This is a genomic window from Arabiibacter massiliensis (assembly GCF_902386925.1).
GTDB classification, from domain to species: Bacteria; Actinomycetota; Coriobacteriia; order Coriobacteriales; family Eggerthellaceae; genus Arabiibacter; species Arabiibacter massiliensis.
On sequence record NZ_LR698996.1, the window covers coordinates 3,168,551 to 3,194,044 of the forward strand.

Annotated in this window: 17 protein-coding genes; 8 read left to right on the forward strand and 9 right to left on the reverse strand. The window is 65.3% G+C overall.

Annotation, left to right across the window (positions count from 1 at the left end; genetic code table 11):
* The first annotated feature begins 19 nt into the window (after positions 1-19).
* Together nagB and FX134_RS13580 are read left to right on the forward strand one after the other, a co-directional pair.
* On the forward strand, positions 20-757 hold the full coding sequence (nagB, locus tag FX134_RS13575) for a glucosamine-6-phosphate deaminase (protein ID WP_080803080.1): 738 nt from the start codon (positions 20-22) through the stop codon (positions 755-757).
* Between the two features lie 178 nt (positions 758-935).
* On the forward strand, positions 936-2,432 hold the full coding sequence (locus FX134_RS13580; RefSeq protein WP_080803082.1) for a YfcC family protein: 1,497 nt from the start codon (positions 936-938) through the stop codon (positions 2,430-2,432).
* Positions 2,433-2,774: 342 nt separating this feature from the next.
* On the opposite strand, the gene FX134_RS13585 is transcribed toward FX134_RS13580, so the two are convergent.
* Positions 2,775-5,030 (reverse strand): oxidoreductase, encoded by a 2,256-nt coding sequence (locus FX134_RS13585; protein ID WP_080803085.1) that lies wholly within the window; start codon positions 5,028-5,030, stop codon positions 2,775-2,777.
* Positions 5,031-5,168: 138 nt separating this feature from the next.
* Positions 5,169-6,560, reverse strand: a complete 1,392-nt coding sequence (locus tag FX134_RS13590; protein WP_080803088.1) for a response regulator transcription factor — start codon at positions 6,558-6,560, stop codon at positions 5,169-5,171.
* Between the two features lie 429 nt (positions 6,561-6,989).
* On the opposite strand from FX134_RS13590, the gene nagA reads away from it, so the two are divergent.
* The 4 genes from nagA (at position 6,990) to FX134_RS13610 (ending at position 14,119) form a co-directional block, all read left to right on the forward strand.
* Positions 6,990-8,120, forward strand: coding sequence for an N-acetylglucosamine-6-phosphate deacetylase (gene nagA, locus FX134_RS13595; RefSeq protein WP_080803091.1), 1,131 nt, complete (start codon positions 6,990-6,992; stop codon positions 8,118-8,120).
* A gap of 2 nt (positions 8,121-8,122) precedes the next feature.
* The gene (locus FX134_RS14650; protein ID WP_172623497.1) at positions 8,123-9,310 is read left to right on the forward strand and encodes a helix-turn-helix domain-containing protein; all 1,188 of its coding nucleotides are present in this window, start codon (positions 8,123-8,125) and stop codon (positions 9,308-9,310) included.
* A gap of 345 nt (positions 9,311-9,655) precedes the next feature.
* Positions 9,656-12,847 carry an InlB B-repeat-containing protein gene (locus tag FX134_RS13605; RefSeq protein ID WP_080803094.1) on the forward strand — a complete coding sequence of 1,064 codons (3,192 nt, stop codon included), beginning with the start codon at positions 9,656-9,658 and terminating at the stop codon, positions 12,845-12,847.
* 132 nt (positions 12,848-12,979) lie between these two features.
* Positions 12,980-14,119 carry a GGDEF domain-containing protein gene (locus tag FX134_RS13610; RefSeq protein WP_080803096.1) on the forward strand — a complete coding sequence of 380 codons (1,140 nt, stop codon included), beginning with the start codon at positions 12,980-12,982 and terminating at the stop codon, positions 14,117-14,119.
* 178 nt (positions 14,120-14,297) lie between these two features.
* Here the strand turns inward: FX134_RS13610 and FX134_RS13615 are convergent, their stop codons facing one another.
* The 4 genes from FX134_RS13615 to FX134_RS13630 form a co-directional block, all read right to left on the reverse strand.
* Positions 14,298-15,671, reverse strand: coding sequence for an ROK family protein (locus tag FX134_RS13615; protein ID WP_080803099.1), 1,374 nt, complete (start codon positions 15,669-15,671; stop codon positions 14,298-14,300).
* 4 nt (positions 15,672-15,675) lie between these two features.
* Positions 15,676-16,890, reverse strand: a complete 1,215-nt coding sequence (locus tag FX134_RS13620) for an AGE family epimerase/isomerase (protein ID WP_080803102.1) — start codon at positions 16,888-16,890, stop codon at positions 15,676-15,678.
* Positions 16,891-16,900: 10 nt separating this feature from the next.
* Positions 16,901-17,884 (reverse strand): dihydrodipicolinate synthase family protein, encoded by a 984-nt coding sequence (locus FX134_RS13625; RefSeq protein ID WP_080803105.1) that lies wholly within the window; start codon positions 17,882-17,884, stop codon positions 16,901-16,903.
* Positions 17,885-18,054: 170 nt separating this feature from the next.
* Entirely contained in the window at positions 18,055-18,897 is an 843-nt protein-coding gene (locus FX134_RS13630) for a hypothetical protein (protein WP_143412209.1), read from the reverse strand.
* A 110-nt stretch (positions 18,898-19,007) separates the two neighbouring features.
* Here FX134_RS13630 and FX134_RS15065 point away from each other — a divergent pair, with 110 nt between their 5' ends.
* Positions 19,008-19,211 (forward strand): helix-turn-helix domain-containing protein, encoded by a 204-nt coding sequence (locus FX134_RS15065; RefSeq protein WP_407641855.1) that lies wholly within the window; start codon positions 19,008-19,010, stop codon positions 19,209-19,211.
* A gap of 84 nt (positions 19,212-19,295) precedes the next feature.
* On the opposite strand, the gene FX134_RS13640 is transcribed toward FX134_RS15065, so the two are convergent.
* Genes FX134_RS13640 through FX134_RS13650 form a run of 3 tightly spaced genes read right to left on the reverse strand, consistent with a single transcriptional unit; the run spans position 19,296 to position 23,141 of the window.
* Positions 19,296-20,162 (reverse strand): ABC transporter ATP-binding protein, encoded by an 867-nt coding sequence (locus FX134_RS13640; RefSeq protein WP_080803111.1) that lies wholly within the window; start codon positions 20,160-20,162, stop codon positions 19,296-19,298.
* Entirely contained in the window at positions 20,159-22,183 is a 2,025-nt protein-coding gene (locus FX134_RS13645) for a dipeptide/oligopeptide/nickel ABC transporter permease/ATP-binding protein (RefSeq protein WP_080803114.1), read from the reverse strand. Before FX134_RS13645 ends, FX134_RS13640 begins: the two co-directional genes overlap by 4 nt.
* Position 22,184: 1 nt before the next feature.
* Entirely contained in the window at positions 22,185-23,141 is a 957-nt protein-coding gene (locus FX134_RS13650; protein WP_080803117.1) for an ABC transporter permease, read from the reverse strand.
* A gap of 510 nt (positions 23,142-23,651) precedes the next feature.
* Here FX134_RS13650 and FX134_RS13655 point away from each other — a divergent pair.
* Positions 23,652-25,277, forward strand: a complete 1,626-nt coding sequence (locus FX134_RS13655) for an ABC transporter substrate-binding protein (RefSeq protein WP_080803120.1) — start codon at positions 23,652-23,654, stop codon at positions 25,275-25,277.
* Positions 25,278-25,494: the final 217 nt, after the last annotated feature.

Consider the following 25,494-nt stretch of genomic DNA (forward strand, 5'->3'; position numbering starts at 1 on the left):
GAAAGAGAAGAGAGGTCCCATGGAATTCATCATCGCCGAGAGCGCGGAGGACATGAGCCGCAAGGCTGCCGACCGCATCGCCATGCAGGTTGAGGCCGACCCGTCCTGCGTGCTGGGCCTGGCCACGGGCACGACGCCCATCGGCCTGTACGCGTGCCTCGTGGAGGACTGCGCGGCCGGCAAGATCAGCTTCGCCGACGTGACCACGTTCAACCTGGACGAGTACCGCGGCCTCGCGCCCGAGCACGACCAGAGCTACCGTTACTTCATGAAGAAGCACCTGTTCGACCACGTTGACATCGACCAAGCGCGCACGCACGTGCCCGAAGGGTTCAACCCGGATGCCGACGCCGTGTGCGCGGCCTACGAGGAGGCCATCGAGCGTGCGGGCGGCATCGACCTGCAGCTTCTGGGCCTCGGGCCGAACGGCCACATCGGCTTCAACGAGCCGGAGGACACGTTCCCTGCGGCCACGCACTGCGTCGACCTCACCGAGAGCACCATCCAGGCCAACAGCCGCCTGTTCGACCGCGTCGAGGACGTGCCGCGCCAGGCCTACACCATGGGCATCGGCACCATCATGGCCGCACGCAGCGTGCTCGTGGTGGTGGAGGGCGCCCACAAGGCCGACATCGTGAAGAAGGCGTTCTTCGGCCCGGTCACCCCGCAGGTGCCGGCCTCCATCCTGCAGTTCCATCCCAACGCCACCGTCATCGTGGACCCTGCCGCCGGCGAGCTCTGCCGCGACCTGGCGTAAAGCGCGCCGCGAAGGAGCGGCCGCGCCGGGGGAGGGCCGGCGCGGCCGGCGACTGGGGGTTCAACGGGTGATTCAATGAGCGCTGCATGCTCCGGTGTCCGCGCGCCCTGTTCTATACTTTCTCCTGGCCGGGGATCTTTCATCCCGCGCGGCCTTTTCCTGGGAGAAGGGGGATCCAATGCCTGACGAAGCGGTCAAGAAGGAGAAGAAGCAGCGCGAGCCGCTGTCCTCCTACAGCATCCTGTTCATCATCATCATCATCGTGGGCTTGGCCACCGTGGTGTGCTCGTTCATCACGCCGCAGGTGACGGCCGCCACGCTGCCCGAGATCCTCGATTCGTCGGTGGAGGGCCTGATCGATGCGGCCGAGATCTCGTTCTTCCTGCTCATCCTCGGCGGCTGCTTGGGGATGGTCACGAAGATCGGCGCGCTCGACGCCGGCATCACGGCGCTCGTGCGCAAGATGCACGGCCACGAGCTGCTGCTCATCCCCATCATCATGGCCATCTTCGCGCTGCTCGGCAGCTCGTACGGCTTCTGCGAGGAGGCCGTGCCGTTCTACGCGCTGCTCTCGCTCACCATGGTGGCGGCCGGCTTCGACACGATGGTGGCCGTGGCCACCGTGCTCTTGGGCGCCGGCGTGGGCTGCCTCGGCTCCACGGTGAACCCGTTCGCCAACGGCGTGGCCATCGACACGCTCAAGGGCGTGGGCATCGAGGCCAACCCGGGCGTCAGCATCGTGCTGGGCCTCGTGCTTCTGGCGGCCTCCTACGCGCTGGCGGTGTTCTTCGTCATGCGCTACGCGCGCAAGGTGAAGGCGGAGAAGGGCTCCACCATCCTGTCGCTGCAGGAGCAGAAAGCCATGCAGCAGGCGTTCGGCACCGAGGCGCAGAAGGGCGAGAAGGCCCAGGAGGGCGAATCGACGCCGGCCATGACGCGCACGCAGGCCGTCGCGCTCGCGCTGTTCGGCCTGTCGTTTTTGATCATGATCATCGGGTTCATCCCGTGGCAGAGCTTCGGCGTGGATATCTTCACGCTGGGCGGCGTGTACGACGAGGCCGCCGAGGCGTGGACGGTGCTGCCGTGGAGCGCATGGGTGACGGGCGCGCCTCTGGGCGAGTGGTACTTCAAGGACGCGTCGGTGTGGTTCCTCGTCATGTCCATCGTCATCGGCGTGGTGGCGCGCATGTCCGAGCGCCAGATCGTGGACGCGTGGATCGACGGCGCCGCCGACATGGTGGGCGTGGCGCTGGTCGTGGGCCTCGCGCGCGCCATCTCCATCCTCATGGCCGCGACGCACCTCGACGTCATGATCCTCGACAACGCCTCGCATCTGCTCGCGGGCTCGAGCGCCTTCGTGTTCGCGCCGGTGTGCTACCTCATCTTCCTGGGGCTCTCGTTCATCATCACGTCCACCTCGGCGCTGGCGACGCTTTCCATGCCCATCATGGGCTCGCTCGCCACGTCGCTCGGGTTCTCGCCCGACGTCATGGTGATGATCTTCGTAGCGGCGAACGGCCTTGCGAACCTGTTCAGCCCCACGGCGGCGTTCCTGCCCGGCCTGATGATGGCCAAGGTGGAGTACGGCACCTGGCTGAAGTGGGCCGTGAAGCCCATCATCGTCATCGGCCTAGCGAGCGTGGTCGTGCTCACCGCGGCCATGGTGATGCTGTAAGGACGACGGCACCGGCCCTTCGCTAAGGGCCGGTGCGACGGAATCGCCGTTTTTTGAGCAGAATTTGCGGTAAAGTTCCGCTTTGCCGCATGTCTGGAAAGCAGCGTCGGCGTTTCCGCTGGTCGGCGAGGAGTCGAATTCCAAGGGTTCGCGCTCAGGTGCCGAAAGCCCTTTCGGGATAGCCTGCGGCGTCCCTTTACCGCAATTTTTGCCCAGAAATCGGCGAATGAGGCGCACGGGACTGCCTCGAGCGAAAAGCAGGGCGGCATCTTGGTAAAAGATGCCGCCCCATGCGCAACCCGGGGGGAGGGGGTCACGTCTTGCGGTCCCCTCCCTGATTCGTCAGAGCGCGCGGCCCGCCAGGTTGCCGGCGGCGATGGCTTCGGCGATGTTCCACGGCTTGGCGGCGTCGCCCACTACGTGCGCCTCGATGCCGGACAACCCGTCGGCGAGCGAGGCGTTCGGCAGCATGTCCATGGCCTCGATGACGGTGTCGCATGCGATGGTAATCTCCGCGCCCGTCTCGCCGGTGAACGTGATCTCGCCGTCGCCCACCGAGGCAATCTTCGCCTGCGGCCACACGCGCATGCCGCGGGCGAGGAGGGCGGGCTTCACGAAGGTCTTCACCCAGTTCGACTGGCCTTTGTCGAAGGCCTCCATGGCATCGGGCGTGATCATGGTCACGTGCTTGCCCTGGGCCATCAGGTACAGCGCGGTGTCCACCGCCTGCGCGTTCGATCCGACGATGGCCACCTTGTCGCCGATGTCGGCGGTGAGGAAGTCGGGCAGCGCGACCACCTTCGTGCCGGCCGTCTCGGTCAGTCCGAGCGTGTCGCGCAGGCCACCCACGGCCACCACCACCGCGTCGGGCTTCTGCTCGGAAATGAACGCCGCGTCCACCTCTTTGCCGGTGACCACGTTCACACCGGTCAGCTCTAGCTGGCGCGCGAGGTAGGCGCGCAGGTCGTCCAGGTTCTCGTGCGGGCCCTTCACGGCGTGCGCGAAGTCGAGCAGCCCGCCCACGGCGCCGCTCTTCTCGTACAGCGTGACCGCATGTCCGCGCAGCGCCGCGATGCGGGCGGCCTCCATGCCGGCGGGGCCGCCGCCGATCACCATGACGTTCTTCGAGCCGCTCGCAGGCGGGAGGTCGAATCCTTCGGGCATGGCGTCGCGGAAGGCGCGCTGCGTGCAGGCGTTGACGCGGCAGTGCTCGTAGGTCTTGCCGTCCTCGCCGTAGTCGAAGTGGCAGTGCAGGCAGCGCGTGCACGGCGCGATCTCGTCGAGGCGGCCTTCCTTGAGCTTGACCGGATACTGCGGATCCACGGTGAGCGGGCGGTTCATCAGCAGGAAGTCCACCTTGCCCTCGTCGAGCGCGGCCTCGAAGTAATCGGGGGCGTGCGCAGGGTCCATATACGTGACGGTGCCGATGGGGATGGACACGGCCTCCTTGAACTCGCGCGCCACGTCGAGCATCATGCCGCAGCCGGAATGGTCGCTGATCAGCTTGCCTTCCCAATGACGCGAGAAGTCGAACTGGGTGCCGTAGGCGGTGGTGCCGTCGATGCCGTAGCCGGTGAAGTACAGATCCGACGCGAACTGGCAGACGTGCATTCCTAGCGGCCCGAGGCGTACGTGCAGGGCGTCCGCGCCGGCGGCTTCCAGCATCTTCGCGATCTCAAGGTTCTCCTCGACGGTGGTCATGAGCGAGCTGTCGCCGAGCGTCTGGTCGTTCTCCTCGATGCCGTTGATGAGCACCTGCACGACGAAATCGGTGCCGCACTCCTTCTTGATGCCTTCAATCATGTCGCAGACGAGGCGGGCGCGGTTCTCGAACGACTGCGGGCCATACTCGTCGTCGCGGTGATTGCGCATGCGCGAGAAGAACGACTGCCCCAGGTTGTTGCCGGCCGCGTTGATCTCCACGGCATCGAAGCCCCGCTCCTTCAGCATCTTGGCGGCCGCCACGGTGTCGGCGATGACGAGGTCGATCTCCTCGCGCGTCAAGTCGCCTGCCACGGCCGAGGCGAACTGGCCCGACCCGTCCTTCTGCGTGCCGCTGAATGCGATGCCCATGCACGAGATCTGGTAGCCCACGTAGGCGCCCTCCTCGTGGATGGCGTCGGCGATGCGCTGGAACGGGATCTCGTCGACGGAGCGGGCGCGCGCGTTGGGGAAGTGCTCGTACTTGTCGGCGCAATCCTCCATCCACACCAGGTCGATGCCGCCCTGCGCGAAGCTGCGGTAGTAGGCGACGATCTCCTCCTCGTTGTTCTGCGTGTCGGAGCCGGCGGCCGATTTCACCATGCGGTTGGAAAGCTCGAGCGACCCGATCTTCACGGGCGAGAACAGGGTGGCGAAATCGGTGGTGTTGTCGCGGAAGCCCTCGTCCTGGGGGTTCAGCTTCGCCGGCGCTTGGCGGATCTCGATCGACTCGTCGGCTGCGGGCGCGGCGCTCGAGCCGCCTCCCTGCTCGACGGGCGCCTTCTCCTGCGGGGCGCATCCAGTCAGCATTCCTCCTGCCAGAAGCCCGCTCGCGGCGGTTGCGGCGGCTCCGGTGAGAAATCCCCTTCTCGTCAAACCTGCGTTCGATGCGGTCATGACTATCTCCCTTCTTCCGTTCTCCTTGTCGGCACCTCGTGCGGCACCTGGGGCCACCGTAGGACGAAAGAAGGGGATCCGCCATTGCTCAATGGCTCGATTTGCTCCTGCGAAGGGTCGCTCAAAAGGTTGATATTGTTATCGTCCCAGTTCAGCGGGACGGGGTTCGAGAAGGTCGATAAGCTCGTCGCGGGTGCCCACGCCCATCTTGGCGTAGATGTGGTTCGCGTGCGTCTTCACGGTTGACTTCGAGATGAAGAGCCGATGCCCGATGTTCGTGTAGCTGCGGCCCTGCAAAAGCGCGTAAAGCACCTCGCTCTCACGCGGGGTGAGGTCGTAGCGGGCGGCGATAGAGGCGCAGAGGGCTGCGGGGATGGAGGAGGGCTCATCGCTTTCGTGGGAGTTCTTGAGGGTTTGCAGCAGGTAGACCACAAACTCGAACACCGTCACGGCCAACAGCACGATGACGCAGATCAGGCATCCGGTGGGCACGTCGACGGCATCGCGCATCATGCGTCCGAGGGCGAACACGAAGTCCTTCGCGCAAAAGAGGACGCATGTCAGGCCGATGAACGAAGAGCCGAACACCGAGCGCACCGAGGCGAGGATGCCCATGAAGGCCACATCGATCTGGGCGTACACGGCGAACAGCAGCACCCAGAGAAAGCTGATGGAGCTGTCGGATACGGCGGCCACCACGAGCAGCACGACGATCGAGCAGGTGGCGAGCACCCAATAGAGCGACGAGATGAAACCGGAGCGCGAGCCGAGCCTTCGGGCGAGCACGATCACGGCTGCGGACACGAGCGGCGAGGCGATGAGGAGCGCGTAGGCGCCGTAGTCGCGGTAGCCGACTTCATTCATGACGAGCAGTCCCTGTACAAAGCGGGCGGCGAACGCGGCGATGACCACCAGCTTGACGGCGCTCCAGACCTCGCGTGCGGGCGCCGCCGCAGACTCGGATAGCGCATCCTCTTCCGCAGCGCCCGCGTGGAGCTCTTTCCTCAGGCACCAAAACGATGCGGCCACCACGGCAAGGCGAATGGCAAACGCGGTAGCGCCGCCCGCCGAGGAAGACCCGAGCACGAGCGGCGGCAGACAGGCGACGACAGCTGAAAGGGCGGAGGAACCAGAAAGGTAGATGAGTGTGCTCTGCAGGGACTTCCCCTGGTAGACAAGCAGCCACAGCCGGCAGTATAGAGCAAACCCGCATGAGAACAACGCGGAAGAAAGCAGTAGGAGGACATCGTTCTCCACTCCCTGATCGAACAGCACCACGTACGCCTCCTGCGTGCCGAACGCCGCCACGAGCAAAGCAAGCGAGCAGATGAAGTAGAGCCCGGGCCGTTCTCTTCCGAGTCGGCTGAGAGCGAGCAGCACGATCCAGGCGGCGGCGGAGGCGAAGCCGATGATCACCTGGTAATCCATCGAGATGGTGGTGTAGAAGCTGTAGACGCGCTGGTATACGAGTACGAGCACGATGAATCCGAACGACGTCCAGGTATACGAGCTTTTGCGTTTTCCTCCCACAGCCTTCCCCGTCCCCTTCGAAGCATGGTCACCGAGGATGATACCGCAACCGAGGGCGAAATGCCGCTGACGGCAAGGGGCCGGATTGCGGCGGGCGCGCCTCGGTGTACCTGGTGTCCTTCAAGGATTTCGCTCCTCGGATGCACGGAAATCGCCGCCCTGAAGCTCGCAGGGCCGGCGTGGACGAACATTGCGTTTCGCGACCTGGGCAAACGCATCAAGTGGTGATGCTGGGTCGCTTTAAAGGGCCTCGCAGGCTCCTTCAGAGCTTCAGGGCGGCGATTTCCGTGCAGTTCGACCCTCGATTTCGCGAAGAAGGGACGAATCGTCGCCAACCTTCCGCAGCAGTCGGCGAAAGAAAGCCGATGAGGCGCTATAATGTCCCTGCGAAAATCACCTGCTTGAGGCAGTTCGGAAGGAGAGCGACTTATGCGCATCGTCAACGGAAGCGTGTTCGACGGCGAAGGGTTCGTCGAGCGCGATGTGTACGCGGCGGACGGCCGCTTCGTGGAGGAAGCCGCGCGCGTGGAGGGCGGCGAGGCGATCGATGCGGCCGGCTGCTATGTGATTCCGGGCCTCGTGGACCTGCACTTCCACGGCAGCGCGGGCGCCGACATCAGCGACGGCGACCTGGACGGTCTGCACAAGATGGGCGCCTACGAGGCCTCGCGCGGCGTCACGGCCATGTGTCCGGCCACGATGACGCTGCCCGAGGACGTCCTGACGCGCGCGGCGCAGGCCGCGGCGGCCTACGAGCCGGCCGCGAACGAGGCGGCGCTCGTGGGCATCAACATGGAGGGCCCCTTCATCTCACCGAGCAAGGTGGGCGCGCAGAACCCCGACTACGTGCGCAACCCCTCCGCCGAGGAGTTCCGCCGCCTGCAAAAGGCCGCCGGCGGCCTGTTCAAGCTCGTGGACATCGCGCCGGAGGAGCCGGGCGCCGAGGAGTTCATCCGCGAGATGGCGAGCGAGGTGCGCATCTCGCTCGCGCACACCTGCACCGACTACGACACGGCCGCTCGCGCCTTCGAGCTGGGCGCGCGCCAGCTCACGCACCTGTACAACGCCATGGACCCCATGCACCACCGCAAGCCCGGTCCCATCCCCGCCGCCGTCGAGCACGGTGAGGTGACGGCCGAGATCATCGCCGACGGCGTGCACATCCATCCCGCCATGGTGCGCCTGGCCTTCCAGCTGTTCGGCGACGACCGCATGATCCTCATCAGCGACACGCTGCGCGCCGCCGGCCTTAAGGACGGCACCTACGACCTGGGCGGCCAGGACGTCACGGTGCGCGGCCCTGTGGCCACCATCGACAACGGCGCGCTCGCGGGCTCGGTGAGCGACCTCATGCGCTGCCTGACCGTGGCCGTGCGCGACATGGGCATCCCGCTGGCGAGCGCCGTGAAGGCCGCCTCCGCGAACCCCGCCCGCGCCCTCGGCCTGGACGCCGAGCGCGGCAGCCTCGAACCCGGCAAGGTGGCCGACGCCGTCCTGCTGGACAAGGAGACGCTCGACGTGCGCGCCGTCGTCCTGCGCGGCAAGGTGTTGCAGGAATAGCGATGGAGGACGCGACCTACCTTTCAACCAAGGAGGCGGCGCGGAAGTGGGGTATGACAGCGCGCCGCGTGCAGCAGCTGTGCCGGGAGGGCCAGGTGCCGACGGCGCGGCGCGAGGGTCGGTCGTGGCTCATCCCCGCCGACGCGGAGAGGCCCGAGGCGTCGGAGGGCGCGGAGGCCTTGCGGCCCCTCGTCGAAGCGGAGCCCTTCATGCCGCTGACCGCGAGCGCCTTCCCCCTGGGGCGCTGCGAGGAGTTCATCGCGCGCCTCCCCGAGGCGAGCCAGCCCCTCGCCTGGGCGGAGTTCTACTACTTCAGCGGCCGGGCGGAGGAGGCGGCGGAGGCCGCGGAGCCGTACCTGCGGCGCGGCGGCCTCAAGAAGAGGCTGACCGCCGCCATCGTGTACGGGTTCGCCAACCTGAGCCTGGGCCGCATCAACTCGGCGCGGTTTGCCTTTGAGGGCATCCGCGAGACGCTCGAGCCCCTCAAGAGCCGGGAGATGGAGGGCTCCACGAAAGCCGCCTGCGTCTTCGCCGCCGCGATGGCGAGCGTGCTGCTCCACCTGCCCTACCAGGACATCCCGCCGCTGCGCGACAGCCTGCGCTGCCTGCCCGACGGCCTGAAGCAGTACGCCTGCTACATCCTGGCCCACCAAGCCTACCTGGAGAAAGACTACGAGCGCGCGCTGGGGTCCGTCGAAACCGCGCTGGCGTGGTGCGACAGGCTGTACCCCATCCCGGCGGTCTACCTGCACGTGATGGCCGCCGTCTGCGCCATGAACGCGAAGCGGACGGAAGAGGCCCGCGAGCACTTCTGGCGAGCGTGGGGGATAGCGGGGCCGGACGACCTGATCGAGGCGTTCGGCGAGCACCACGGCCTGCTGCAGGGGCTGATCGAGGCCGAGCTGCGCACCCGCAGCCCTGAGGACTACGAGCGCGTCATCGCCATTACCTACCGCTTCAGCAGCGGCTGGAGGAAGGTGCACAACCCCGACACCGGGCACCCGGTGGCCGACGACCTCACCACCACGGAGTTCACCGCCGCCATGCTGGCCGATCGCGGATGGAGCTACCAGCAGATCGCCGATCACATGGGGCTGTCGTCCAACACCGTGGGGAAGTACCTGTCCAGCGTGTACCGCAAGCTGGGCATCAAGACGAAGGAAGAGCTGCACGCCTACATGCTCTGGTAGCGCCCCGTCCCGCCGCAGCGGCCGCGCGGAGGGCCGTTTCGTTTCGCCAACGGGCTCCTTTTCGCAATCATGTGATCGAAACACCTGATGAAACGCTTATAGGTCACGTGAAGAATTCCTCAAGACAGTACATGATTTGCCTCCGTTTCATGTAGGGGGTAAGACCTCCCGATGCTGGATAATATGCTGAGCAGAAAAACACGTTCGCGAAGGGCGCGGACGGATGGGAGGGGCGGCGCATGACGATGCCGGCCGCCGCCGCGTCCCTCGCTCTCGCGCGGCTCAGGGGACGCGGGTAGGGAAGAAGGATCCGCGTCGGAGATAAGATTTTTCGGAAGGATTGCCATGAAAGCTTTCGACCGACCTGCGAAGACCGTCCTCGGCGCGCTTCTGGCGCTGACGCTCGCCTTCGCGCCGTTGCTGCCCGCCGCGGCCTTCGCCGACGATCCGCTCGTCGCGGACAATCCAGCGACGGAGAGCGGCGTTGCGCCGGCGGCCGCTTTCGATTACAGCGCGGCGTACCAGATCATCGAAAACGCCCCGTGCGAAGTCGACGCGGTCGCGGTCGATTACAGCGCAGAAGCCACCGCCGCATGGGTTAGGAACGCATGGCTCCAGGGCATCGCCGACGATTTGAACGGCGTGGGCGTGGACACGGGGAATCTGCTGGTGCTGGATAGGCCCGACGGGTGGAAGGATCCCGTCGAAGGCACGGCCGACAACCCATCGGGAGAAGAGGGCCGCTACGATTTCGCCCTCGTGGGAAACCAGAGCCTCCCTGGCTTCTCCACCGAAAAGTCCGCCACCGTGCTGCCGGAGCAGTACCAAGGGCCCGTGATCGATGGGCGCGCCTTCGTCGTGCAGGGCGGCACGGAAGGCGTCGATTACACGTATCCGAAGGACGTTCAGCAAAACGGGGGCATCCGCGCGCTCACCGTGCTCACGTCAACGCCTCTTACCATACGCATGAAACAACCCGGAGCCACGACGAAGACCGACGGCATCGTCGTCAAGGCGTACGTGGAGGCGAACGTCACGCTGCAAGGGGTGCAGATCGACCTGAGCGAGCGCGCGGCCGCTCCCGTGGCCCTCGAGCCGGGCGCGTTGCCCCGATTCGGCTTCGTCGGCGATTGCTCGTTCACGGGCGGCGTCGATCATGCGGGCATCGAGGTGCCGAACGGCGCGGAGGCCCGGTTCCTCATGGATTCCGGTCGGGGAACGGTGAGCGTTCAAGGTGGCGAGGGCGCCGCGGGCATCGGGGGCGCGTTCGGCCAGACGAACGGGAAGATGAGCTTCATGCGCGACTCGCAGCAGAGCACCGACGAAGTCACCTTGATAGCGCGCGGAGGCCAGAAGAGCCTGTTCTTCCCCTACAGCAATCAAGCGGAGTATTTCGGCGGCGCGGGCATCGGAAGCGGGGCGTGCATCAACCGGTTCGGCGCGCCGCAGCCCAAGACCGACGAGGACGGGGGAATCGTCGCTATCAAGCACGGCGTCATCTCCGCCTACGGCGGTTTCCGCGGAGCGGCCATCGGCGGCGGGGCCTACCACGCGCCCCGCGTCGAGATCGGCGGCGGAACGTTCCCCGAAGTGGTCGGCGGCGTGTTCGGCGCGGCTATCGGCGGCGGAGCGGCCGCGTCGGGCGGCAGGGTGTACATTGGCGGCAACGCCCACTTCGAGAACATCCAAGGCGGTCGACATTCGGCGGGCATAGGCAGCAGCACCTTCGCCGACACCGGCGTGACCGCGGGCGTGCGCGACGGCGGCGAGATAACCATCGGCGGACACGCGTACGTCAAGACGACGGGCGGAGAAGGAGGTGCCGGGCTTGGCGGCGGGCTGGGCTCGGCCGCCGGCAGCATCGCCATCAAGGAGCAGGCTCGCGTCTTCGCCTATGGCGGCGCATTCGCGACTGCCATAGGATCGGGTCCAAGCATCGAGGGCGGCAGCGGGGATGGAGCCAGGAACTCCATCAGCGTCTCGGACAACGCCCAGGTCTACGCCGAAGGCAACGTCTACTCGGCCGGTATCGGCGGCTCGTCCGGCAATCCGGGAGGGAACATCTTCTTTGGAGGCAACGCCGGCATCGTCGCCAAGGGAGGGGAGCGCGGGGCCGGCATCGGCGGTTCACGAGGCTTTGCAGGAGGAAACATCCACTTCGAAGGCAATGTAAGCATCGAGGCCAAGGGAGGAGAGCGCGCGGCTGCCGTCGGCGGCGGGGGCTCCGTCATCTTGAACGGCGAGTTCCGCTTCGGCAACGGGGGAGACATCGCACTCAACGGCGGCACCTACCATCTGACCCCGGGCGTCAACGCGACCTCCCTCGGCGGCGGGGAGTACGGGCAGGCGAACACGATAAAAATATCGAACGCGAGCATCGCGTCCGCCCCGCTGAGCGGATGGCATACGAACGCGGTCGCCCTCATAGGATCGGCCGCGCCGGTGCAGCAGAACATGAGCCTCGGCGGGCAGCGCATCTCGGTCCAGAACAGCACGATCGGCTTGGACAAGTCGAAGGCCTCGCACAATGCGACCTACGCGATCTTCGGAGGAGCGGGGTTCAACGGGCCCATCCAGTTCGAAAGCGGCACGCTCGAGGCAAACTTGTCGACCGAGGCGGCGAAGTCCGCCTACCTGTTCGGAACCCGGCTGGCAAACGGCGTGATCGTGAATGGTGGAACCTATAACCTCGCGGGTGGGGAGGCGCTTTCCGACACGCAGATGGTGAACGGCCAAGGCCAGAAGGTGTACCCGAACACGTTCGTCCTGGAAGGCACCGGGCAATCGTTGGAGCTGGACGGCGGCGCGATCGAAGGCGGCTCGTACGACTTCACGGGAGGGCGCACCGACGAGAAGGGCTCGACGACGGTCTTCCTGCCGGCGACTTCCGGAAACCCCGCGCCCGTGCTGCGAAGCGCCACCGCGCCGACGCCGGCGCGCGCCTTGTTCGCGGCCGCCCCTGCCGTCGCGACGCCCGCTGCCTTGGCCGCGCCGGCCCCTGCGGCTGCGCCGGCTCCCGCGGCGGCTCCCGCGGTGGTGAGCGTGATCGCGAACGGCACGCGCTACCAGAACAGCTACGTGCGCGAGCCGGGCAAGACCTACCAGAAGACGCTTTACAAGAACGGCGCGAAGGTGACGTTCGACCTGGCCGGCGGCACGGGCGATGCGCCGCAGCAGAACGTGCTTCCCGGCGACGTGGTGACCGAGCCGGCGAACGTCGCGCGCGACGGGCACACGCTGGCGGGCTGGACCCTGGGAGGCCAGCCCTACGACTTCGCCCGGCGCATGACCGAGTCGGATGTGGGCAAATCGTACATGATCTCCGCCGCTTGGAAGGCTGTGCCCGCGACCGACCCCGGGCAGACACCCGGCTCCGACACGCAGACCGGCAGCGAAGCGGGCGGCGCGACCGGAACGGGAGCGGGTTCGGCCCTCGCTCCCACCGGCGACAGCACGCTCCCGTTCGCGCTCCTCGCCCTTGCAGCCCTCGCCGCGACGGCGACACTGGCAGCCAGGCGCAAGGCGCGCTGCGGCTAGCCTCCGCATCGCCGACCGCTCGAAGGGCCCCGACCGCATGCGATCGGGGCCCTTCCTCTTCCAAAACCGAACCGTTAGAGTATACTTTACGGCGCGACGAGGCGATTCAGGCGAAGGGGGGGGGCGGAGGGCATGCAATCGCTGATCTACATCGAAGTGAACCTGCTGTGCCTGCTCATTCTGGCACTCGTCCTCGTGAAGACGCTGCGCGGCGACGACCTGCGCAGCCGGCAGTTCTGGTTCTCGGGCGTGCTGGCGGCGAGCATCCTCGCCTCGGCGCTCGACATGCTGTGGATGCTCGTGAGCGTGGGCACCCTGCGCACGGCGCCCCTCGGCAGCTTCCTCATCAACGCGGCGTACTACGCCATGGCGTCGCTTGGCAGCTATTGCTGGTTCGTCTACTCCGAGCGCGTGCAGGGTTCGCGCCTCGTGGCCTCGCGCGGACGGCTCGTGCTGTGCGCAATCCCGCTCATGGTGTCGTTTGCGCTGGTGGCATCCTCGTATTGGACCGGATGGGCGCTCTTCATCGACGCGGAGGGCGGCTACCATCGCGGCAGCCTGTACTTCGTGCAGTTCTCCATCGTGTACGGATACGGCCTGTTCACGGCCGCGCACGCGCTCATGTACGCGCTCAAGAAGCAGAACTTCGCCATGCGCTCGCAGTATCTGGCGCTCACGTACTTCGCCGTGCTGCCGCTTCTGTTCATCACGCTGCAGGCGTTCGCGCCCAACGTGCCGCTCACCTGCGTGGGCGTGGCCGTGGCGCTTCTGTGGGTGTACCTGGATATGCAGGAGCAGAAGATCTCGCTCGACCCGCTCACGCAGCTGAACAACCGCGGCCAGCTGGCGCGCCACGTGGCGCAGCGCATGAAGCACCGCGACGCGGGGCAGACGCTGTGCCTGTTCATCGTCGACGTGGACTCGTTCAAGCGCATCAACGACGTGCACGGTCACGTGGAGGGCGACCGGGCGCTCGTGCGCGTGGCCGACGCCCTGCGCCGCTGCTGCGCGGGGAGCTCGGACTTCGTGGCGCGCTACGGCGGCGACGAGTTCGTGGTGGTGAGGGATTCTGCGGAGCCGTGCGACGCGGGCGCGCTGGCAGATCGGCTGAACGCGGAGCTCGCCGCCCTCGATGCGGCCGCCGAAGCGCCCTATGAGCTGCACGTGAGCGCAGGCGGCGCAGCCTTCGACGAGGGCATCCTCACGCTGCAGGACTTCCTCCACAAAGCCGACAAGGATCTCTACCGCGCGAAAGCCGCGCAACGCAGGTAAGGCAGCGTCGCGGCTCACGCCGGCTGCATTCCAAATGTGTACAAAATGATGGAGAATTGAATAGCAAAAGTGTACATGTCCCAAATAGGGACTGTCCCCATTTGGGACATTGAAAGGCCCGCGCCATGTGACGCGGGCCTTTTTGGCATAAAAGGGGACTGTCCCCTTTTATGCCATTTTACGCTTCGGGGAGGGAGGCGGCGGCGACGGACTGGCCGACGCGGCGCATCATCTCGTCGGGCAGCGTCACGTTGATCTGCGCGGCGAGCTCGGGGTACTCCTCGGCCAGCACGCGGTTGCACTCGCTGATGACCAGGTCGCCGCCCACGCCGGAGGCCACGCGGCCCAGCACCAAGAGCGTCTTGATCTCGTAGAACGAGCTGTACAGCACGAGCGTATGCGCCAGATACACGCCGATGGAGCGGAAGATGTCGAGTGCGCCCTCATGCCCCTCGTTGGCCAGGCCCTGTACCACCTTGAGCTTCTCGGCGGGGGAGAGCGAGGGGTCCAGCTCGATGCCGGCGGCCGGCGAGAGCTTGATCACGGCGTCCTGGCTGAAGTACTTGCAGCCCACGCCGTAGTCGGTCGACCACTCGTCCTGCATGGCGTCAGGCGACAGGTCCACCGGCGCGAAGGCCAGCTCGTTGATCCACCCGAGCACGTTGCCCTCGTCGTTCACGTAGCCCACGGCTTCGGACGTGCCCATCGCGATGCCGAGGATGTCGCCCGCGCCCGTGCTCATGAAGCCGGCGAGCGCGGTCACGTCGCCGTCGTTGGCCACCACCAGGGGCACGTCGCCGATCTCCTTGCCCGCGCGGTCGTAGATGCTCTTCACCTCGTCGCGCCGCTCGCGCGGCACCTTGATGAACAGGCTCGCCACCATGGGGCTGTTGCCCACGAACGTGCCGGCCGACGACACGCCGATGGCATCCACGCGCGGCATCTTGGACGCGGCCGTCTTGAACGCGGTCACGATCTCGTTGAAGTGGTACTCCGGATCCTCCGTGACCTTGGGGAACCACACCACTTCCTCGGAGTACACCGACTCGCCGTCGATGACGGCCGACACCTTGCGGTCCGACCCGCCGGCGTCGAAGCCGATGCGGCAGCCCTCCATGTGGCCGCCGATCTTCTTCGCGGCCTCGTTGGCGGCGGGGAAGTCGGCCTCCGTGCAGGCGATCACCTCGAGCGGCTTCTCGTACACGTCGTCGAAGAAGCCGTAATCGAACGCGCGCTCGCCTTGCGGAGAGTACGCCTGGGCCAGCTTCTCCGCGATGTCGTCGCAGCCGCGCAGGTACACGCGGAACCCGCCCGTGCTCCACAGCACGAACTTCACCAGGCGCTCCACGTAGCGCAGATCGGCCTCGGCGAACTCGCCGCCGCGGATCGCGCTCTCGCGCACGGAGATGAGCCCGTCCTCGCGCTCCACCGCCACGGCGATGGGACGGGTGGCGCCCTCAAGGTAGGCCTTCATCCACACGCCGAACGGGATGAACCCCTCGTCCAGCACGGGCATGTTCTTAACGTCGTACTCGATACCCAGGTAGTTCATGTCGTCAGTCTCCAATCAACTCGGTCAAAACTCGTTCGGTCATGGACAGGGCGCGGGGCACGTGGAAGGGGCCCTTGAACGTGGAGCCCTTCGTGGGCGGCATGGTGGGCTTGCCGTCGCGACGCAGATAGCCGTACCATTCGCCGTACTCGGGGTCGGCGAAGTGCTCCTTGCAGTAGTCGATCGTGCGCAGCAGCCAGTCCAGGAAGTACGCATCGCCCGTGTCGCGGTAGGCCTTCGACGCGGCGATCATGATCTCGTTGTGCGGCCACCACAGCTTCATGTCGTGCTCGTAGGCCTCGGTGGGCTTGCCCTCGGCGTCGATAAAGTACAGCAGGCCCTCGTACTCCTTGTCCCAGCCGGCCTCGATGGCCAGGCGGAAAATCTCGCGGGCGGTGGCGTGCAACTCCGCATCGCCGCGGTAGTTGGCCTCGTCCATCATGAACCAGCTGCACTCGATGTCGTGCCCCGGGTTCACCACGCGCCCGGCCGTGTACCAGAGCTCCGGCTGCCCCTCCTGATTCACGCTCTCCAGCGTGCAGCCCAGCTCCGGGCGGTAGTGCTCGTTCACGATGCGGTCGGTGCACTCGCGCGCATGGCGGTCGTACTCCTCCGTGTTCGCGGGATCGACGCGGCGCATGATGCCGATGATGTTGAGGAAGATCATCGGATCTCCCAGCGCCCGGCCCGCGCGCGTCTCGGGGATGGTCTTCGGCCCGAGGCCTGTGGGGTCCTCGATCAGGCCGTTGTTCAGGTTGTAGATCATCTCATACGCCCGCCGGGCGCGCTCCAGGTGCTCGGTCTCGCCCGTCAGCCCGTAATACTCGGCGTTCGCGATGGCGTAGAAGCCCTCGGAGAAGCAGTAGCGCCTCTGGCGCAGGGGCGCGCCCTCCGCCGTCACCGTGAAGTACAAACGGCCGCCCGCCTCGCGGTTCACGCAGTGCTCCTCCAAGAAGTCCAGGCAGCTCTTCGCAGCCGCCATCCATTCCGGGCGCTCGCCGTACAGGCGGCACAGGTGCGAGAACGTCCAGGCGCAGCGGCCCTGCATCCATACGCTCTTGTCGGTGGAGTAGATCTCGCCCGTGCGGTCGAGGCAGGTGTACACGCCGCCGTTCTCGCGGTCCATGCCGTGCTCGAGCCAGAAGGCCGTGCACGCGTCAAGCTCCTCGCGGCACCAGTCGCGCGCGGAGACGAGCTTCTGCAAGGTGTCGTCGGTCATGCGCGCCCCCTTAGTTCGAGCAGCCGACGATGGGGCAGGCCTCCCACGTCGACTCGCGCATCGGCGCGTCGGCGTCCATAAGGCCCTCGCGCTTGAGCACGGTCACGATGTGCTCCACGTCCTCGCCCTCGAGCGCGCACACGGGCTCGCGCATCTGGTTCGTGTTGAACACGCCCATCTGCCACAGCGCCGTCTTGAACGCGCCCACGCCCGCGCCGAAGCCCACGGTGGCCTTCACCTCGCGCGTCACGAACATGAGGCGGGCCAGGTGGTTCTGGATCTCGCTCACGCGCGCCCAGTCGCCGGCCTGCGCCGCGCGCCACTGCTCCACGTAGCTGGCCGGGTCGATGTTCGCGAGCCCCGGCACCGAGCCGTCCGCGCCGCCCAGGTACGCGCCGTCCACCACCACCTCGTGGCCGGTGAGCAGCTGCAGCGGGTGCCCCGCGTCCTCGTTCTGCAGCATGAGCCAGCGGAAGCTCACGTCGTCGCCCGAGGAGTCCTTCACGCCCTGCAGCACGCCGTCGACGCCAAGGCGCACGAGCATCGTGGGATCGAGCTTCGTGTGCACGCAGGCCGGCAGGTCGTAGGCGAACAGCGGCAGGTCGGTGTTCTCGCGGATGGCGCGGAAGTGGCGCTCCACCTCCTTCGGGCCGCCGAGCGCGTAGAAGGGAGCCGTGGCCACGAGCGCGTCCACGCCGTAGCCGGTGGCGCGTTTGGCCTGGTCGATGACGCGCATCGTCTCCATGTCGATGATGCCCACCATCACCGGCACGCGGCCGTGCACCATGGCGATGGCCTCCTGCAGCACGTGGTAGCGCTGCGCGTCGGTGAGGAAGGCCACCTCTCCCGACGAGCCCAGGAAGAACAGGCCGTCGACGCCGGCGTCGATCATGCGGTTGATGGTGCGCTCGAGCGCCTCCAGGTCGAGCTGGCGCTTCTCGGTCAGCGGGATGACGACCGGGGGGATGACGCCGCGAAACGGTGAATCTGTCATGGGGATGCAGCCTCTTTTCAAGTCTGTGTACAAACGGTAAAAGGGTAGTATCACCAGGTTACTACGTCAACGAAACCACGCTGGTCATCACATAAAAAGCGCCCCCGGTCAAAGAGTGAATCGGGAGCGGTAGTAGTGATTGACTGCGATTTTTATATTTGGCTTGAGGTTTAAACTATATTAAGAAGGTAATAGCTCTCAGAGCCATGTGCGTTATACAATCCTGCCGGGACGTCGGAAATATCAAGTATAAAATATCCGTCCTTTGTTTTCTCGAAAGGAATGTTTATCCAATTGCCGTCATTGTCGGAAATATAATAGGAAGTGTCTATATTCAGAGTTTTTTCAACCCATAGAGTGTCTTCGTAATATCCCAATTGAAAACTGCTTTTTTCGGCGGTGGTCCACACGTTTGATAGGTAATAATTATTTGGACCAAGTACTTGTCCGTCTGCATGCATGTTGAATACGGTAATCCCATGATCCGAAGGAGAAGATGGCTGTCCGTCAATCTCTTCAATCTCGTAGCCGTTTAATTCAAAACCTGGCCAATAACCTGCTTCACGGATAGGGTCTAAGCCGTATCCCTCCGACGATGGTTCACTGGTTGTGAGCAGCCGATCGCCCTCGTCGCGATTGACCAGTAGCGCGTGTTCGGTTCCACTCTCTCCTGAATACATGGTAGTGAAGGTATCTGCAATGATTGAACCGTCTGCGGAAGTCCAATCGTCCGCATTAAACTTTATTGAGTAGGAGCCCAAAAGTGTCGTGCATACTCCATCTCTCTCTACAAAAAACATGCCTTTGGTCTTGCCAAGCTCATCGAGTTTGTAGGTGAGGTAGTCTGAATCTGCTTGCCGGTTGGAGTCTGTCGGTTGGCTTTCACTTTGAGTTCCGTTTGCTTCGGGCGAAGGCGATTTGACGCTGTTTTGATCTGATACCGTGGAGCATCCGCTCAAGCCACAAAGAATTACGAATGCAACAATTATCGCCATACGCTTTGTTCCTGCCATTACCCCTCCTTTATATGCATACTCTTACTAATTGTTGGATTATAACCCAACACAGTAGAAATAGTATCACATAGGCTTCACCTATGGAAGAAAGTCCCATCAGATGTGAAATGTTAAAAAGCAGGGTAGAGCTGGGCTCGACCATTCAGAAGTTGCGTGTTGCCCAAGGACTTTCCGTGCGAAAATTCGCACTCATGATCGAAATGGACTACTCGTATATTAGTGCAGTCGAAAATGGTCGCGCTAATGCCACAGTTGATTCCTTGTACAAAATCGCAAATGGACTCGGCGTCTCGATCAAGGATCTTTTTTAGTTTAGCTAGAAGATCCCTACTGCAAAAAGCCACCGGATAATAAACCGGTGGCTTTTTGCAGTGGATTGTGTGTTAAACAATGAGTTACTTCCCCAGGTCGGGATGGAGCAGCGACGGGGCGGCGCCGAGGAGGAGCCGCGTGTAGTCGTCCTTCGGGCTCTCGAACACGTCCTTGGACGCGCCGCGCTCCACCGCCTGGCCCGCGTTCATCACGATGATGCGGTCGGAGATGTAGCGCACCGTCTGGATGTCGTGGCTGATGAACACCATCGATAGCCCCAGGTCGCGCTTCAGGTCCATGAGCAGGTTCAAAATCTGCGCGCGCACCGACACGTCGAGCGCGCTCGTGGGCTCGTCGGCGATGATGGCGTCGGGCTTGAGCGAGAGCGCGCGGGCGATGGCCACGCGCTGGCGCTGGCCGCCGGAGAGCTGCCCGGGCAGCGCCTCGAGCACGGACTCGGGCAGGCCCACCATCTCGATGAGCTCGAGCACGCGCTGCTCGCGGGTGGTCTTGTCGCCCACCTTGTGCACCTTGAGCGGGTCGAGCAGCTGGTCGTGCACGCTCATGCGGGCGTTCAGGGCCGTCGCCGGATCCTGGAACACCACCGAGATCACGCGCCCGATCACGCGGCGCATGTCGGCCGTGCGCTTCGTCACGTCCTGGCCCTTGAAGTACACCTTGCCCGTGGTGGGGGCCTGCAGCCCGCACATCACGTTGGCCGTGGTGGACTTGCCGCAGCCGGACTCGCCCACGATGCCCAGCGTCTCGCCCGGCATGAGCTTCAAGGTGAGCCCGCGCACCGCCTGCACCTTGTTGGGGTGCAGGATCGATCCCGTGCGCGTCTTGAACGTCACGCTGATATCGTCGAGGAAGATGATGGGGGTGGGCTCGCCGGCCGCCGCGACGGCGGTGCCGGCCGACGCCTCCCTCACCGTTTCATTCTGGCTCATATGATGGCACCTCCTGGAACGTACGGCTTGATGCCGAGGCGCTTGAGCTCGCTGTCAGGCAGCTCGGCGTAATAGTGGTCGGAGTCGGCCACGCGCTTGAGCACGGGGCGCAGCTGCGACACCTTGTCGGGGTGGCTCGAGCGCGGCGTGAAGCGGTCGCCGGCGGGGAAGTCCTTCGGCGAGGGCACGCTTCCGGGAACCTGGTGCAGGCGGTCGCCGCCGGCCTCGATGGACAGCACCGAGCCCAGCAGGCCGCGCGTGTACTCGTGCACCGGGTGGCACAGGATGTCCGTGACCGGGCCCTGCTCCACCACCTGGCCGGCGTACATGACCGTGATGGAGTTGGCCACCTCGGCCACCAGCGCCAGGTCATGGCTCACGAACACCATGGCGAAGCCCAGCTCCTTCTGCAGCTTGTTCAACAGGTCGATGACCTGCTTCTGCACGGTCACGTCGAGGGCCGTGGTGGGCTCGTCGGCGATGATGAGCTTCGGGTCGCGCGTGAGCGCCATGGCGATGAGCACGCGCTGGCGCTGGCCGCCCGACAGCTCGTGCGGGTAGGATCCCAGCGTGCGCTTCGGGTCGAGGCCCACCAGCTCCAGAAGCTCCTCGGCGCTGCGGGTGCCGCCGCGCTTGGTGAGCTGCTTCATCTGCGACTTGATGAGCATGGAGGGGTTGAGCGAGGAGAGCGCGTCCTGGTAGATCATGGCGATCTCGCGGCCGCGCAGGTCGTTGAGCTGCTTCTGGCTCAGATCCAGCAGGTTCTGCCCGTCGTAGAGCACCTCGCCGGCGACCGTGGCCTTCGGGTCGAGCAGGCCCATGATGGTGAGCGACGTGATGGACTTGCCGCAGCCCGACTCGCCCACGAGGCCCATGGTCTGGCGCGGGCGCACGACGAAGCTCACGTGGTCGACCACGTTCACGTCGCCGTGGCGGGGGAACTTGATGCAGAGGTCCTTGACCTCCAGGATGGGCGGCACGTCGGTGCGCGCCTCGAAGCGGTCGTTGCGCTTGTTCTCCATGGCGCGCAGATCGGACAGGCGCTTCTCGAGCATCTCGGCCTGGGCGGCGTAGGCCAGCGTCGGGTCGGCAACCATGCGGTCGGCCTCGCGGTTGGCGCGCACGGCGGCGTCATCGGCCTTGACCGGGGCCTTCGGGGCGGCGGCCATGGCGTCGGTGATGCCCTCGGACAGGATGTTCAGGCACAGCACCGTGATCATGATGGCCAGGCCCGGGAACAGCGCCTGCCACCAGCGGCCGGAAAGCACGCCGCCGCGGGCGTCCGAGAGGATGTTGCCCCAGGTGGGCGTAGGCTCGGGGATGCCGGCGGAGATGAAGGACAGCGACGCTTCGAACACGATGGCGTCGGCCACCAGCACGATGGTGAACACCATGACCGGCGCGATGCAGTTGCGGATGACGTGCTTCCACAGGATCCACGGGGCGCGGGCGCCGGAGACGACGACGGCGCGCACGTAGTCCTGGTTGTACTCGCTCACCACGTTCGCGCGCACGATGCGGGCGATCTGCGGGATGTACAGGAAGCCGATGGCGAAGATGAGCGAGGGCACCGAGTTGCCGAACACCAGCACGAACGTGGCGGCCAGGGCGATGCCGGGGAAGGACATGACGACGTCCAGGATGCGCATGATGACTTCCGACACCCACTTGCGCGACACCGCGGCGATGGCGCCGATGATGGAGCCGGTGATAAGCGCGAACGCCGTGGCGCCCAGGCCGATGACGAGCGAGTAGCGCGCGCCGTACATCATGCGCGAGAGCACGTCGCGGCCCTTGTCGTCGGTGCCGAACAGGAACTGCGCGTCAGGCGCCTGGCGCGCCGTGAAGATCTGGTAGGGGTCGTGCGGCGCGATGACGTTGGCGAGCACCGCGATCATCACCACCAGGATGAGCACGATGAGGGAGATGCGCGAGCCGATGGACATGGCTTTCCAGCGGCGGAAGTGCACCTTGCCGGGGTTCTCGAGCTTCGCGGTTGTGTTTTCTCGTAGCTTGACCATGTCACACCGTCCTGATGCGCGGATCGATCAGGATATAGAGCATATCCACGATGATGTTGATGATGATGAACGTGACGGCCACCACCAGCACGACGCCCTGCACGAGCATCGTGTAGCTGGACTGGATGCCCGAGAGGATGGCCATGCCCATGCCGGGCAGGTTGAAGATGACCTCGATGACCACGGCGCCGCCGATGAGGTAGCCGATGCGCAGGCCGAGCACCGTGACCGGCGTGATGAGCGCGTTGCGCAGCACGTTGCGGGCCACCACGACGCTCTTCGGGATGCCGGCGCCGAGCGCGGTGCGCACGTAGTCGCGGTCGAGCTCCTCCACCATGGACGTGCGGATCACGCGCGTGAGCTGGCCGGACACCGGCACGCCCAGGGCGATCGCCGGCATGGCCATGCGAAGGAGCCAGCCGCTCGGGTCGTCGGTGAACGCCGGCAGGGGCCCGGAGGCGGGCAGCACGTGCAGCATGGAGGAGAACAAGAGGATCATGAGCACCGCGAGCCAGAACGAGGGCGTGGCGATGCAGGCGATGGAGAACACGCGGATGATCTGGTCGGGCCATCGATCTCGGTACAGGGCCGAGATCACGCCCAAGATGACGGCCACCACCACGCCTATGATGAGTCCGAAGAACGTCAGCTGCAGCGTGACGGGCAGCGCTTCGCCGATGCGATCGGCCACCGAGGCGCTGTTGGCGCCGTACGTCCCCAGGTCTCCCTTGGCAAGCCCAACCATGAAGTTGCCGTACTGCACGAGGACGGGGTCGTTCAGACCGTGCTCCTCGCGGTACTGCTGGGCCTGTTCTTCCGTGGCGTTCTCTCCCAGGACCGAATACGCTTGGTCGATGGGGGAGAGCGACATGATGAAGAACACGAGGATGGTGACACCGAATATCATGATGGGCAGCGCTATGAGGCGTCGGCCGATCAGGCGTAACAGGTTGCTCACCGGTTCCCCCTTTCCGCTATCAAGGCTCTCGTCGACAACAGTGCCGGCTGTCCGTCTTGGCGCGCATGTCCCCATGGACGGCAAGACGGGCAGCCACTCTGTATTCTATATGAGAACGCGCAGATTATCGGCGGGAATTAGCGGGTCGGTCGGTTTGGCCCTGCGGGCCGCAATCGATTTCGGGGCCGGGGGCTTCGCGCGGGCTGCGCTGCGGCCGGCACCGGTGTCCGCGGCGCCGGCGCGCAGAGGGGCGCGCGCAACGTCTGCGGCGCGTACGCCGCCGTTGGCATTTCGTTGACGATATGTTTCTTTTGCGGCCTGCGACGCATGCGAGCACGGTTTTTCCAGATCATGCGTTCGCTTAGAGCCTCAATCATCGCTAAGTACTTCACAAGGGTTCTTTATTTTTTCCGGGTTTTCCCCGATAATGGGTACCGCTGTTGTGCGCGTGCTCAAACACGCACATACCTCGGGGCCCTCGCGCCCCGGAACCGAAATGGAGGGAAACCTATGGAACAGCAGAACAAAGCAGCTTTGACCCGTCGTACGTTCTTGGCGGGCAGCGCCGTGGCCGCTGCGGCGGCCGGCCTCACGCTCGCCGGATGCGGCGGCGGGGGCAGCACCGAGGGCGGCTCCACTCCCGCTCCCGAGGGCGGCTCCACCGCGGCCCCCGCGTCGGGCGGCACCCTGACGGGCGCGTGCGCCTACACGAGCACGAACGTCGACCCGCGCGGCCTGAACGGCGGCTCCGCCCTCATGCTGGCGGCCACGTGGCACGTGTTCGAGGGCCTCTACGACCTCGACCTGCACACGTACAAGACGTACAACGCGCTCGCGGCCGGCGAGCCCACGAAGGTGTCCGACACCGAGTACGAGGTGGCGCTGCGCGACGGCGCCAAGTTCTCCGACGGCTCGGACGTGACCACGGCCGACGTGGTGAACGCCTTCGAGGTGAACATGGCCGACGCCACCTGCGGCGCGTTCCTGTCGTTCATCGACGGCGTGTCCGCCAAGGATGACAAGACCGTGTCCATCAAGCTGAAGTACCCCTTCGACGCCCTGCTCAAGGGCCGTCTGTCCGTGGTGAAGGTGTACCCCGCCTCGCTCACCGACGACCAGCTGAAGACCAAGCCCATCGGCTCCGGCCCCTGGATGTACGACAGCATCAACGGCGACGACGGCGGCACCATCAAGTTCGTGCCGAACCCGAACTACGCCGGCTCGATGACCCCCACGGCCGACTCCATGGAGTGGAACATCGTGCTCGACTCCACGGCCCGCACCACCGCGCTGCAGGAGGCCTCGGTCCAGGTCATGGAGAGCGTGCCCGACGCCAACGCCGACCAGCTGATCGCCTCCGGCGCGTCGGTCGACTACCTGCAGGGCTTCAACCAGGCGTTCCTCATGTTCAACACGCAGAAGAAGCCGTTCAACGACCCGCGCGTGCGCCAGGCGTTCTTCTATGCCATCGATACCGAGAAGCTCATCAACAACCAGCTTGCCGGCCATGCCTCCAAGGTGACGGGCTTCCTGCCTGAGGACCATGCGAACTACCACAAGGCCTCCATGGTGTACGAGCACGACGTGGAGAAGGCAAAGAGCCTGCTCGCCGAGGCCGGCGTGGAGAACCTTGAGTTCACGATGGTCACCAACAACAACTGGGTGAAGGATCTCGCCGCCCAGATCCAGGAGGACCTCAAGGCTGCGGGCATCACGATGACCAACGCCGAGCAGAAGATCAACTGGAGCGAGTACGCCGAGTCCGACAGCGAGCTGGCGTACGACGTCATGCTCACCCCCGGCGACCCCACCTGCTTCGGCAACGACCCCGACCTGCTCATGAGCTGGTGGTACGGCGACAACATCTGGACCCAGGGCCGTACGTGCTGGAAGAAGGCCGGCGACGGCAAGTTCGAGGAGCTCCAGACCCTCATGCAGCAGGCGCGCGAGGCGACCGACGCCAAGAAGCAGCAGGAGATCTGGAACCAGTGCTTCGACCTGCTGTCCGAGGAAGTGCCGCTGTACCCGCTGTTCCATCGCGAGCTGGCCACGGGCTACCAGAGCAGCATGATCTCGGGCTACAAGCCCATCGCCACCACGGGCCTCGTGTTCCTGGGCGCGAGCGTCGCGCAGTAAGGACGAGCGTTCCGAGCTAGGCTTTCCGGGGGCCCGCATCGCGCGGGCCCCTTTCTTATGGGGATGGGCGTGACAAAGGGACGGGGATATTGTCACATTCTCGTGTGAGCTTCGGGGCCGTTGCCCGTCGGGGAATGTGACAATATCCCCGTCCCCCTGTCACGCCCCCCGCTTCACGTCGCCGCCACATTTGGGGCCGTTTGCCGATTGCGGCGAC